The 13,331-nt window shown below is 49.2% G+C and carries 11 protein-coding genes; 3 read left to right on the plus strand and 8 right to left on the minus strand.

Features of this window, described 5'->3' with window-relative positions:
* Positions 1-143 precede the first annotated feature (143 nt).
* Positions 144-1,913, plus strand: coding sequence for an ABC transporter transmembrane domain-containing protein (locus tag NOC_RS15635; RefSeq protein ID WP_002814192.1), 1,770 nt, complete (start codon positions 144-146; stop codon positions 1,911-1,913).
* A 300-nt stretch (positions 1,914-2,213) separates the two neighbouring features.
* Here NOC_RS15635 and NOC_RS15640 read toward each other — a convergent pair whose 3' ends face one another.
* The 7 genes from NOC_RS15640 to NOC_RS15675 form a co-directional block, all read right to left on the minus strand.
* Positions 2,214-3,170, minus strand: coding sequence for a universal stress protein (locus NOC_RS15640; protein ID WP_002813252.1), 957 nt, complete (start codon positions 3,168-3,170; stop codon positions 2,214-2,216).
* A gap of 68 nt (positions 3,171-3,238) precedes the next feature.
* On the minus strand, positions 3,239-4,945 hold the full coding sequence (locus NOC_RS15645) for a cation:proton antiporter (protein WP_002812990.1): 1,707 nt from the start codon (positions 4,943-4,945) through the stop codon (positions 3,239-3,241).
* Between the two features lie 515 nt (positions 4,946-5,460).
* On the minus strand, positions 5,461-5,853 hold the full coding sequence (locus NOC_RS15655; RefSeq protein ID WP_002813174.1) for a nuclear transport factor 2 family protein: 393 nt from the start codon (positions 5,851-5,853) through the stop codon (positions 5,461-5,463).
* A gap of 110 nt (positions 5,854-5,963) precedes the next feature.
* Positions 5,964-6,296, minus strand: coding sequence for a YnfA family protein (locus tag NOC_RS15660; RefSeq protein ID WP_002812988.1), 333 nt, complete (start codon positions 6,294-6,296; stop codon positions 5,964-5,966).
* A gap of 577 nt (positions 6,297-6,873) precedes the next feature.
* A complete protein-coding gene (locus NOC_RS15665; protein WP_011331107.1) occupies positions 6,874-8,406 on the minus strand; it encodes a glutamate synthase-related protein in 1,533 nt (510 codons plus the stop codon).
* Positions 8,407-8,519: 113 nt separating this feature from the next.
* A complete protein-coding gene (locus tag NOC_RS15670) occupies positions 8,520-9,233 on the minus strand; it encodes a Cthe_2314 family HEPN domain-containing protein (RefSeq protein WP_011331108.1) in 714 nt (237 codons plus the stop codon).
* A gap of 212 nt (positions 9,234-9,445) precedes the next feature.
* Positions 9,446-9,796 carry a hypothetical protein gene (locus NOC_RS15675; protein ID WP_036497785.1) on the minus strand — a complete coding sequence of 117 codons (351 nt, stop codon included), beginning with the start codon at positions 9,794-9,796 and terminating at the stop codon, positions 9,446-9,448.
* A gap of 650 nt (positions 9,797-10,446) precedes the next feature.
* Between NOC_RS15675 and dusA the strand changes: the two genes are divergently transcribed.
* Both dusA and NOC_RS15685 read left to right on the plus strand, forming a co-directional pair.
* Positions 10,447-11,424, plus strand: coding sequence for a tRNA dihydrouridine(20/20a) synthase DusA (gene dusA / locus NOC_RS15680; RefSeq protein ID WP_244859992.1), 978 nt, complete (start codon positions 10,447-10,449; stop codon positions 11,422-11,424).
* Positions 11,425-11,539: 115 nt separating this feature from the next.
* Positions 11,540-11,773 carry a hypothetical protein gene (locus NOC_RS15685; protein WP_002811862.1) on the plus strand — a complete coding sequence of 78 codons (234 nt, stop codon included), beginning with the start codon at positions 11,540-11,542 and terminating at the stop codon, positions 11,771-11,773.
* Positions 11,774-12,258: 485 nt separating this feature from the next.
* On the opposite strand, the gene NOC_RS15690 is transcribed toward NOC_RS15685, so the two are convergent.
* Positions 12,259-12,792 carry a DUF421 domain-containing protein gene (locus NOC_RS15690; RefSeq protein ID WP_011331109.1) on the minus strand — a complete coding sequence of 178 codons (534 nt, stop codon included), beginning with the start codon at positions 12,790-12,792 and terminating at the stop codon, positions 12,259-12,261.
* Positions 12,793-13,331: the final 539 nt, after the last annotated feature.

Here is a 13,331-nt window from a genome sequence, read left to right on the forward strand (position 1 = left end):
TCATATACCCCTTAGTTTTAACACTGAAACCACAAAAAAGTCCCTGCGGCATGAGGGCCGGTTATTTATGGAAAACGTGTACCTGTCGGGTTATGCCACAGAAAGCCTATCAATTTTCTTTTTTATGACTTAATTTTTTAGCAATGATCAATCATCAATCTTCAATTCGTCCTCGTTGGCAAACCATGAAAATGGCGGCAATCTTTATTGCTCCTTACAAATGGCAGGTATTTTACAGTCTAATCGCCCTGGTGTTCACGGCAGCAATCACGCTTTCCATTGGGCAAGGCATCCGCCTGTTGATTGATCGTGGTTTTGCAACCCATTCGACGGATATATTAACCCAATACGTTTCCATATTTTTTTTATTAGTTATTGCCCTTGCGATAGGCACTTTCACACGCTATTACTGGGTGACATGGCTAGGCGAGCGGGTTATCGCCGATATTCGCCGTAGAGTATTTGACCACCTTATCGATCTGCACCCTGGTTTTTTTGAAAAAAACCGCAGCCTTGAAATTCAGTCACGATTAACGGCCGATATGACATTGCTCCAGTCAGTGATTGGATCATCGGTATCATTCGCCTTGCGTAATTTTATTATGATGGTCGGTGGCATTATTTGGCTATTCATCACCAATGCAAAACTAACCGCCATTGTCATGATTTGCGTGCCACTGGTAGTCATGCCCATTTTGATATTCGGGCGGCGGGTACGCAAGTTATCGCGTCAAAGTCAAGAAAAAGTTGCTATTGTAGGCGCTTATATTGGCGAGATACTTGGACAAATCAAAACGGTACAAGCTTACAACCATCAGGAAATAGATAAAAAAAATTTCCATTATCATGTTGAAGAGGCTTTTACCGTCGCTAAGAACCGGATCATACAACGTGCGCTACTGGTCACCCTGGTTATTATTCTGGTATTAGGCGCTGTCGGTTTAATGCTATTAATTGGTGGTATGGATGTCATTGACGGAAAAATTAGCGGTGGCGAGCTTGCCGCTTTTGTTTTTTACAGTGTCATCGTGGGTTCAGCCGTCGCTTCTATCTCAGAGGTTATCGGTGAACTACAACGTGCGGCTGGTGCCGCTGAACGCACTATAGATTTATTGGCTACGCCAAACGAAATACAGTCTCCATCTAAACCGCAAACACTGCCACCGGTCTCGGGTAATATCGAGATTGAACACTTAATCTTTGCCTATCCTTCACGTCCAGACGTCCGTGTAATCAATGAGCTATCACTGACCATCAAAGCAGGGGAAACCCTAGCATTGGTGGGTCCTTCAGGCGCGGGCAAATCAACCTTATTTGATTTATTATTACGTTTCTTTGACACCTACACGGGTTCCATCAAGCTAGAGGGTATCGATATCCGGCAGCTCAATATCTCCAAGCTGAGGCAATGCTTTGCGCTGGTATCCCAGAATCCAGCTTTATTTCATGGCAGTATCATAGACAATCTCCGCTATGCCCGACCCGATGCGCTCGATACCGAAGTTGAAGCCGTGGCAAAAGCGGCCCATGCCCATGAGTTTATTTGTAAACTGCCGCAAGGTTATGATACCCAGCTAGGAGATGCTGGATTAGGACTATCGGGGGGCCAAAAACAACGGCTTGCCATTGCGCGGGCAATACTGGCGAATGCCCCTATTTTATTACTGGACGAAGCAACCAGCGCGTTAGATTCGCAAAGTGAATTTTGGGTTCAGCAAGCGCTGGAAAAATTAATGGTTAACCGTACCACACTGGTCATTGCTCATCGACTATCAACGGTAAAAACAGCTGATAGAATTGCCGTCCTTGATCAAGGACGGCTGGAAGCTTTGGGTTCCCATGCGGAACTAATGAAATGCAGCGAGCTATATTCACAGCTGGCAACCTTGCAGTTTCAGCATAACTTGCATTAAAGATGATCTCTTATCTTGATGCAACATATGTCTGGCATACCTTTTTACGATCTGCTACATGTGGCTGTTGGGCAGCCACCCAATGATGCCGCGATGAATTATCAAGATAGGTGCCCCCCCTGTCAGGCTAGATGGTTGGCTACCACAACGATGAGAAAAAATGGCAAAGATTTGCTCAGGCATATTTTTAACATGATCGATAGTTCAGTCGTAATCTGTTCACCCTCTCAAAAAATCAAAAAATACTCGTCTATTTTTTAAATGAAAGTTTCTTGTTGGGAAGCCCAGATTTCTCTCCTGCTACTTAGATAACTTTACTGGTGAAACAAAGCCGGGAGGTTTAACGGCAAGCACAGAACATTGCAACTGTTCGAGAATGGCTTCAGCGGTATTCCCAATGAGCAAACCCGCGATACCCGTCCGGGCGACTGTGCCCATCACCACCAAATCAGCATGCAGCTGCTTTGCTATGTCGGGTATAATGGTGGCGGCGGTCCCTCGACGCATATGAAATTCAGGGGAGAGATAGTCGCTAGCATCTCTGCCGACGCGCTCTATTAACTGTCGCCGCAGTCGGTTATAGGCGTTTTCATGACTTGACCGCACACCCTCGACGTAGGCAATGCTTGCCTTCTGAGGGTCATCGGCCCATGTGCGTAACATCGCCTCGGCCGGGGCATCCCAAACATGAACCACATGCAGCGCGGCAAAATCAGAAAACGCGAGAGAACTAGATAAATCAAGTATCTGCTGGTTGAGGTTCTGCTCTATTGCATCTGGCATATCCGGATTGAAATCGACAGCGGCGAGTATATGCTCGTACTTCGATTTTTCCTCCGTACGTGTTAACCATACCGGACAAGGACAATTGCGCAGTAACTGCATGTCGTCGCTGCCAAACAGCCGTTCAATAAAGCTCGGATTCTCAGCCGGTTTGATCAGTAGATCATGGTCGTTGCGTAAAATAGCCCGAATAATTTCGAGAAATGTTCTGCCCTCCAGTACATCCAGCCGGATACGGACCCGTTTCCTGTAAGGCTCGATCAGCGCCTCGAGTTTTTTGCGGCGCTCGTTCACCGTGGCGGTTTGCAGTTCATTGGATATCGAACCGCTGCGCAATATACCGATACCTGGAACCACATCAATGGCGGTTAAGTCCGCCTGGTTGTTTTCCGCTAGGGACACGGCTCGCATAATCGAAGCGTCCTGGGCCACAGCGCCTTCAGATACGTAAAGAATATTTTTGAATAAGTTCATCCTGATTGACCTCTCTATTCTAAAGAACCGGTGTTGTATTCGGTGATATCTGTAACCGATAAAGCATCTTACGGTTTATTGGTCTCATCTTCTAGAATAGGCTGGTAGCCTCGATCTCTCACGCCCTGAACCATCTCGTCGATCTCATCGGACGATACATTGAGCATCTCCATCGCGGTGACACTAAGGCGCAAACTCAACTCAATCGTTTCCGGATAAGCGCGAGCAGCACCGGCAGCAAGCAGGCGTGTACTGGTTTCGAGATCCCGCGCCCGTACGATCACCGGCACCTGCGGACAGGTTCTATTTATATACGACATCACACCTAATGCGGTGCCGGGGCTGTCAACGGCGACTACGACTAGAGAAGCCCTTTCCACATGAATGGAAGACAGCAATCCCGGATCGGCAATGTCGCCGAACCAGACCGCATGCCCATCCGCCCGCCCCTGGGCTACCCGCTTCGGATCGGTGTCAAAAGCCACAAAGGGAACGCCGCATGAGTGCAATAGAACGGCGATGGTGTGGCCCACTCGCCCATAGCTGCCGATCACCACTTGTTTTTCCGGGGCCTCCTGTAATTCCGCTGTATCATGGGTTGTTGCCCGAGGCGTTTTGACTAACCACTTCGCTATAGTGCCATTGAAACGGATCAGCAGAGCGCCAGCAATCATCGACAGAAGCACGGAGGTGATGGCAATTTGACCCAGTTGCATGGCAATCACGCCGGAATCGAGCGCGATAGCGATGAGAGCGAGCCCAAATTCACCACCCACACTCACCATCAGTCCGGTTTGCCACGCTACCCGGGTATCGATCCCTGTCCCACGCACCATAGCGGCAACAATCAACGTCTTGCTCGTCACAATAAGCAACGCGCCCAGCACGGTCCAGTGCCATATGGGGAGTATCGCCGCCGGGCTGAAGCGCATACCAATGCCGATAAAAAACAGCCCCAATAATACGTCCCGAAATGGACGAATACTTGACTCTACCTGGTGGCGAAACTCCGTTTCGCCCAGCATCATCCCGGCAAGAAAGCCGCCGAATGCCAGCGACAAACCCAGGCTATTGGTGATCCAAGCGGCAAGCAAAGCAACCAGCAGCACAGCCAAGGTGAAAATTTCAACCGATCTGCGCTCGGAAACCACATGAAACAACGGGCCCAGCAACCAGCGCCCGGCAAAAAAGACAAGCACGAAGGCAAGCACGGCTTTTGCAAGGGCCAAGCCCAGCGTTCCCGCCAGCACATCCGCTGTGACCGACGTACCCAGCACAGGGATGGCCACAAGAAATGGAACGGCCGTAACATCTTGAAAAACCGACATTGCAAGCCCAAGACGGCCATGCTGAGTATTCTCCTCGCCCCGCTCGGTGAGCAGGCTGGCAATAATTATTGTGGAAGATTGAGCAAAAACGGCGCCGAACACGAACGCGGCGGCAACCGGTAATCCTGCGAGCCACACTACCAACCCAACCACCAGGGTGGTGAACGCTACCTGCCCGGTACCCAGCCCAAGAACCTGGTGTCGCAAGGCGTGTATTTGGGGCAGAGAGAAATTAAGGCCTATGGTAAACAGCAGGAAAACAACACCGAATTCGGCAAACGCTTCCAGCTCCGGCATGGCAACTACCGGTCCGATCGTGTACGGTCCAAGCACTATCCCTACCAACAAATATCCCAGGCTGGTCGGGGTATGAAAGCGCTGAAAAATAACCACGACAGTGATCGCCGTGGCCAAAAGCAGGATAATTTGGATGAGATATTCCATCATAATATTTTTTATTCACCGGTAAAACTTAGCATCGCATTCAGCAGCGCATGTAGTGCATCCACTTGGATAGATTGTTAGTCAAGGGATAAAAATATGCGATCCTATAGGCAACGAAAGGATCTCGTATAACCCCTTCACAAATCGCAGATACAATATATCAGATAAGACCTGGGCCTTACTGGAATCACAGGTAGGGGTGTTTTATCCGCTAGCATGATAAGGGCGTTCGGGAAAGATTATTAGGATTTCAGATTGACGGGTCTGATTATAAACGGCTGATGATTGCCGCTATTCCAGCCCGTAAAAACTACATCCTTCAGCATGAGTATAATAAAAATTTATACGAATTACAGCATCTACTGGAAAACGCTTTCCTTCATCTCAAACGCTGATCCAGGATTTATTACCACATGATACGCCAGAAACATCGCTTCCTTTCTCGCTACCGTAAGAATCAACCGCATCCTTCTTTGAGCCAGTATCTCCTGACTTCACCATTTAGTCCGACGCCTGATTTAAGCCTGCAATGGACGCTGATGGACAACCGTGTCTGTGTACTGGTGAAACGAGACCACTTTTCCATCCTCAAACTTCCAGACATGGGCGAACGGGGCTTTGAAGCTTTTACCCGTAGCCTTGTAGGAGCCACTGTACTCGCCAAGTGCTACGACGGTGGAACCGTCTGCCACAAACTCCCTAGGCACTGCAGCGAAGCCATTCCACTCTCCGCAGAGCTTCATAAAGACATTCTCCAAGACTGCATCCGGTCCGATAAAGACGCCGCCGTAAGGCCCGCCTTCAGCCTCGGTCCAATGCATGTCTGGAGAAAATACTGCCAGAACCGCAGGGATGTCACCAATAGCAAATGCCTTGTACAAGCTACGTATAATATCTAAATTGTTGCTCATAAAAATCTCCAGTTGAGAGCAGGACCATCGCGCAACCTAGCGCTGAAATAGGCGGCGTACGTAAGCACGCTTGGGGAGGCTAAAGGGCTGGAACATACTTGATTGACTGCTTATGTGGTGCGAGGCGCGAACATGATAATTGCCATACCTAAAAGCGCTATCGCAGATCCCACTAAATCCCATGTGGTTGGACGAATTCCATTGACTACCCATAGCCACAAGATCGCCATGACAATATAAACCCCACCATAGGCTGCATAGACCCTGCCCGCTGCGGTTGGATGCAGCGACAGCAACCATACGAAAGCCACCAAGCTCAAAGCGCAGGGTACCAAAAGCCAGATTGTTTTGTCTTCCCGAAGCCAAAGATATGCCAAATAGCAGCCGGCAATTTCCGCTAATGCGGTGATGAGAAACAAGCCAACAGTCTTCAACTCAGGCAAAAGAATCTACTCCTTATCGATACCACATAACGACCAAGCTAACCGGCGCCGCGTTCATCGGCGTCCGAGTTGGACATTGCTTTGGAGACTGACGGAAATCACTCGAAAGGCTTAATGGATTCAACCGCTAAATTAATATACCAAAGTCTGACTAATATAGATGAGGGAGGTGAGATAGCTCAACCTTAAAAATGGCACTAACAAAGTCTTTGGTCTACGTTCCAATACAGGTCCAAAAAAATCCAACCAGAAAATCGCATTTATCAAGAAATTGTTTGTTGATTATTGCTTGGGACGAATAACCCATGTCCGGAGAGGAATGGGATTCCCAGCCAGTTGGGAGTAGCACTACCTTTCCATTGGAAGAATGAACCACGTTCCATTCGGCAATTATCTCTCGAGCAATCGCGCGCTCCGATGCAACCTCACCGGGGGCGACGGGATCATCACCTTAAAAATGGTTGCTTCGTAGCTCATGCGCGACACTCCCGGTAAACATAACGCTTGAACTCAGCGGTGGCCCGTCAGGGCTTGCCGTCCGCTGCAGTGAATTGTTATACGGAAAACTCTTCACGTGTTACTCGGCTGCGAGACCAGCATATCGAATACCAGCAAGTTCCGCTATGGGCTTTTTCCACGAAGTAATGTCATCTGTATTGAAGTCGTTCAGCTTGGTATGGCCACACGCTCGGGCCATAACCTTCATGAGTTCGGTTGAGGCACTAAAGAATCGGGCAAGACGTTCAGCAGCGACATCAACATTGAGCCGTGCGCGCAGCTCCTCTTTCTGTGTGGCAATGCCCGTCGGGCAGTTATTTGTATGGCATATTCGGGCACCCACGCAACCAATGGCTTGTATTGCGCTATTGGCTACGGCAATGCCGTCTGCCCCTAAACACAGCGCTTTGATGAAATCATCAGGTGTACGCAATCCACCCGTAATGATTAAGGTAACATCCTCACGACCTACGGCATGCAAGTGTCGACGAGCACGTGCGAGCGCCGGAATCGTGGGAACGGCTATGTTGTCACGAAACAGAAGTGGGGCCGCACCCGTACCGCCGCCTCTTCCATCTAAGATAATGTAATCAGCAGAAGCCTCCAGGGCAAAATCGATGTCTTTTTCAATGTGCTGGGCCGACATCTTAAAACCGATCGGAATCCCGCCAGACACCTCACGCACATGGTCGGCAAATTCCTTGAAATCATGCGGTGCCTTGAGATTCGGGAAAATGGATGGGGACACCGCATCTTTCCCGACGGGTATACCGCGCACTGAGGCAATGTCCTCGCTGACCTTGACCCCCGGCAGATGCCCACCGGTTCCAGTTTTTGCGGCCTGACCAGCCTTGAAATGAAACGCTTGAATACGTGTCAAAAGGGACTCGCTATAGCCAAACTTAGCTGATGCGAGCTCAAACATGTAGCGTGAATTGGCTTGTTGTTCTGCGGGCAGCATACCACCCTCGCCAGAAGCAATACCGGTCCCGGCCAACTCCGCACCACGCGCCAACGCAGTTTTGGCCTCTTCCGATAGGGCGCCGAAACTCATGTCTGATACAAAAAGGGGTAGCGCAAGATGCAATGGCCTTTTTGCATTCGGGCCGATGGTGAGCCCTGTATCCACGGGAGCATCCTCTTGCAGAGGCATACGAGCAAGTTGTGCTGTAAGGATTTGTATATCCTCCCAGCCCGGCAGACGGGAGCGCGGCACGCCCATCGCATCCATTTTGCCTTGCTGTCCGTAGTGTTTTAGGCCGTGTTTAGCCAATGAGTGGATAAACTCCACCGTCGGCTCTTCTGGCGTATTGACTGGAGCCGGAGACTCCGCTTTTGGTCTCCTATCGGGTATTTCCAGTTCCGTTTCATCCGGCGGCAAGGTTTTGTGCGTCCCATCACAATACGGAGCATTACCTGTTTGTTTGCACATGCACAGCCATTCGCTGGCCCCTTCCTCAACCATGAACGCAACCGGTTTGATACCGGTCCCGACATGCGAGCCATCACAAAACGGTTGTTTCTTCGATCTCCCACAAGCACACCAGTAGTATTCGCCCGGCTCCGAATTCAGCTGCTTCGGAATACGATCCGCTATCTTTGCTTTCGCCATTATTTCCACCTGTATGTCTTGAATATTTTCCCGTATAACACTTCGCATCGCCGGCAGCAAAAAGCGGAGTAACAAAGGAGCTCCGCTTTTTGCTGTCCGAGTGCATATGATTGTTATACATATGCTTTTAATCTTGTTTCAAATACTGAAAGAACAGAATCAAAATAATTTTCTACCAGACTTTCTAAAGCCACGAGCTGGCCCTTAAAGTCTTGTTTTTTCTCGGCAACGAAATCATCCGTTTTCTTTTTGAACAGATATCTGTAGCGCTCAAAATCATCATCTTTTTCCGCGAGGAGGTAATAAGAACCAAGCTGGTCAAGATCCTTTTCTGAGTAAGTACCTTGATGCGCGACCGTATTTCTGTGATAACGGAACGGCCCAGTAAACTTATCGAGTTCAGTTAGAGATTTAGCGACAGGCGTTCCTTTTACGTGGGCATTTTTTATTATGGAATCGTTATTGCATTGCCGTTCGGGAAGGCCAAGTTGGTAAATGACGTTCGCAAGGCGAAGGCACCGATCAAAAACTGATGTAAAGCGTAGATAATAATTTTCAATCCCATAGACTACATAGTCATATCGATTCATTTTATCGGGTGAACTATTCGACCTATACCCTGACAGCATCTCTATAGAAAAGTGTAGCTGATCTATACAGGCAACAACATTACTGATGGATAGAAATGCCTCTATCCCGTAGCTTTCTTCCCTCGTAGACAATGGATCATTCGCTGGGTCGTCAGGATTGCACTTAGTTATGTATTCCCTGCAAACGGCTACCGCCGATTTCAGAAGAGCATGGTCTTTGAGTTGTGTGATCTTCATCTATTTACCGTATAACACTTGAGTTAAGCGGCCACTGTCACGCGGATCGCTTGGACGAATGGTTAGGCGGCAATACCACCACCGTTTCCTTGGGCCAACATACTGCGACAGCCGGAACCCGGCAACTGCTAAGCTGATGGTTGGCCTGCGCCGGGAAGCGAATCCCGTATTCGAGAGGCTGGACGCTGCTGCGAATAGTCCGCTGACAAAAGTTACTCCTGCAAAAGAGAAGCCTGCGGCCCAAAAGCTGCCCCGCAAGTCCAGGCACAAAGCCGAACGAGGCAAAAAAGCTTACGCCGCAAGCAGCAGGGAATTGGACCCGCAGGGATTAAGATTATACAAAACTCCCGATCATTCTCATCCCAGTTGCCCGAAGCGTAGTTCTGCTGCCACAGAAAAGTATGCTGAACATTGGCCTTCCAACCCTTCTCGTACATTGAATGATTATTGAAGATCTCCAAGAGCTGGCTGTTACGGTTCTCGAATGAGGAATCATCCAAGCTGGCGAGAAACGATTTCCCGGCAAGTAACTTCTGTTCGATTCCATTGGCCGTTCTCGGCATTGAGATGTGGCCGTTTCCAGAATAGTTGGCAAGACACCTCCCAGGTGCAAGAATGCATCACGAGGCTTATTATCAGACTTGATTCTGGCGGGCCAATTAACAACCATCGGGTTACGCGTACCGCCAGGATGAGAGGCGCGACCTCTGCCTCGCCCATTAGAAGGGGGTATTACCCGCCCAGAGCCGAATAGGTAGGCTCCGGTTTCAGGCGCTTGAAGAACTTTAGGGAAAGCTGCTCGCTAGGAATCCTGAAAGATCACGCCGGCATCTCCTTCAAAACGGGGATCAGCATACGGTAGCGCCGTCTATCCTGTGGCAAAGAGGTCTAGAGTCCAGCTTATCCTAGGAAAAAACGCTCGGCACAAGGAACACTGCCATAAAAGCTGGGCAAAGCATAAATATAATTGCCTTTATTATTGTCATTCTATCAGTACCTATGGATAAAATTAGGGACGGTATGGCACGAAGGGAAGTCACAAAGCTGTTTTTCCTCTCCAAAAGATTTGATGGGCGTTCTGATTATCTTTCGGATATTCCAATCCTATCCTGACGAATCGGCGCAGGGCTTTCCTGCCCCCTCGCACTAATACTTCGAAAATTTTGTCGAGGCCCTTATGCTCTTCTCCTATGACTGTAAAAAAACAATTCAAATGGCGGATTACTCAAAAGCTTATAAAATATCTGTCGCACCGATGATGGAATGGACCGATCGGCACTGCCGTTATTTTCTCCGCCTGATTTCCCATCGTGCCCTGCTCTATACCGAAATGGTCACTGCGGGAGCGCTCATTCATGGGAATCGAGCTCGTTTTCTAGCCTATCATAAGTCTGAGCATCCCTTGGCTTTGCAACTGGGGGGAAGTCATCCCGAAGAATTAGCCCTTTGTGCCCAGATGGCCGAGGACTATGGGTTTGATGAGGTCAACCTTAATGTGGGCTGTCCCAGCAACCGGGTACAGTCTGGGCGCTTCGGAGCCTGTCTGATGGCGGAGCCTGAGCTGGTTGCCGAATGCGTTGCCGCCATGGCTCAAGCCACCCAAATCCCGGTAACGGTCAAGACCCGGATTGGAATCGATGAGCAGGACTCCTACGAAGCGTTAGACCACTTCATCAGCACGGTAGCGCAAGCAGGCTGCCGAACTTTTATCATCCATGCCCGCAAAGCTTGGCTGCAAGGCTTGAGCCCCAAGGAAAACCGAGAAAAACCTCCCTTACGCTATGATGTGGTGCGGACCATCAAGCAGGATTTTCCTCAACTGACAGTAATCATCAACGGGGGCATTACCACTCTGGAGGAGATTTCTGAGCACTTAGAATTATTGGATGGCGTCATGATTGGCCGGGCGGCCTACCATAACCCTTATCTACTTGCCCAAGTGGACCGGAATTTCTATGGAGATTTTCATCCTTTTCTCACCCGGCATGAGATTATTGAGGCTTTCTTGCCCTATGTGGCAGAGCAATTGGTCCAAGGCGTGTATTTGAACCATATGACCCGCCATATTCTAGGGTTGTTCCAAGGCCAACCAGGGGCACGGGCCTGGCGCCGCCATTTAAGCGAAAATGCTCATCGGCCTGGCGCGGGGATAGAGATCATCCGGGAAGCCTTACGGCAAATGCCGTGTTAGTCAGGGTAAAATAAATTTTTGTGAAAAACCAAGCTTTTATATCTGCTCTATAGCAATTAACGTTTAAGTTAACACCGAGAAGAGAAGGCGTTAATCTTTTACTATTGAATTCAAAGTGGGTCAGGAGGAGGTAGAGATATCCGCCCCTTACTCGAAGGATTTACGCCAAAAGCTGATAACGTGCCATGAACAAGGGGAGCTGAGCGAGGAGGTGGTGGCGAAACGATTTTTAGTCTCGCAGAGGACCTTTAAGCGGTGGTGGAAACACTACCAGGGAAGTGAGCGTATGGTCCCGGAGCTGATGGGCGATGGGGTCGAGCCGAAAGTGAATAAAGCGGCTGGAGCGTAGATACAAGGCGTGGTTGGAGGAAACCCCAAACTTTAACATTGAGCGGGCAGTGGGGGCTAAAGCGGTTAAAGTTAAGTCGTAAAAAAACCTTCTTACGACCCACAGCAAAAAAATCCGCGAGTCCAAGCGCTAAGGGCGGCCTATCAACAGAAACGGGCTCACATCGAGGAGCAGGTCCTCTTTTTTATTTCAGCCGGAGCATTTTTAATGGCTGAAATGGGAAATCCTATAATTTTATCCCTCAAGGAGCTGCTAGGCGATCATTACCACAATCACCGCTGTCCGGGAGGATGAATGGATCACTATTGAGCTTATAAAGCAAGCGGTGGGTTTGCGGCTCAGGTCCATTCAATATGTCGTGCCGGAACAGGATCTACGGATCAACCTTACCAGAATGCCAGCCCTTCCAGGAGGCGGTTCATAGCCCAAGTGAGGCACGTGCGTGCCATGATGAACCGCAAAAATAGAGCATAGGTTGATAGTGTTTATGGCGGCGAGGATATTCGCGCTACGATGTCCCGTATTAGACTGGAATCGGTATCGGTCCGGTCTTTTTGGCGGATAATGGAAATCTGTCCCCGCTGCTCGCAGATCACAAATTGAACCTCCCTTAGATCCTCAACGCCGCGCTGGCGGAGCAGCCCATGCAAGTCGTTGAGCGTCAATCCGCATTGCCGCAGCTCACCTTTGAGTACCTGCCCATGGGCAATAAGCACCCGTGGCGGAGGGTCCACCAGATCGGCAATGCTGGGAAAGTAGCGCAACTGGGTGATAATCCGGTGGGCAAGGAGCAAGGTAACCAAGGTAACTGCGCCGGCCAGGTAGCTGGTAGTGCTGGCATTCGGTACGCGCCCAACAATAGCGCCAACGGCAACGGCGGCGACGAAATCAAAGGGCGACATTTCAATGAGGGTACGGCGTTCGCCAAGCCGAAAGCCGATGACAGCAGTCAGATAAAGCAAAAGCGCTTTTAGGGACACCCAGCCTAGTTCCCCGCTTTCTCCTATCAGGTGGTCCATAATCAGTCCTCTGCTATATCCGTTATATATTACTTGCTGCTGTAATAATAAAACCTTCTCAAGTCTCCATAACAGACGGGATAAACTATCCGCGGCATGTACTGAGCCGAGACAAGAAATTCGATAATTTATTTGATCATAGCGCATCTTAGGTTATATTGCTTTTGCTGCTCAGGTCGGCTAGGGCTGTTTTGGCTACTTGGACAAATACTTGTGGCTGATGCTCAATTCTGCAGAATACTTTTTGTGGCTTTTTTCCGTTCTTATAACGCCATACCGCCATCTCGATCCTCAGGAGAGCCTAAGCACAGATAGAGAAAAATTATTACGATTTCACGCTGATTGCTTTCTTTTATTCCTGCCGCTAAAAATTTCACTGATTCAATAGCATATCCCTTACAGACTCGTTTGTGGATGCTTATCGGGCAAAGTCAGGAGTTTTTTCATATTTTCCTTGTGCTTGGTGATGAGCTGTAAGCTCTGTTTAAACAGCAGATTGAACGGGGGCTAAGAAATATATCCTTATTTTTGGAGCACTT

Source organism: Nitrosococcus oceani ATCC 19707 (assembly GCF_000012805.1).
Classification (GTDB): domain Bacteria; phylum Pseudomonadota; class Gammaproteobacteria; order Nitrosococcales; family Nitrosococcaceae; genus Nitrosococcus; species Nitrosococcus oceani.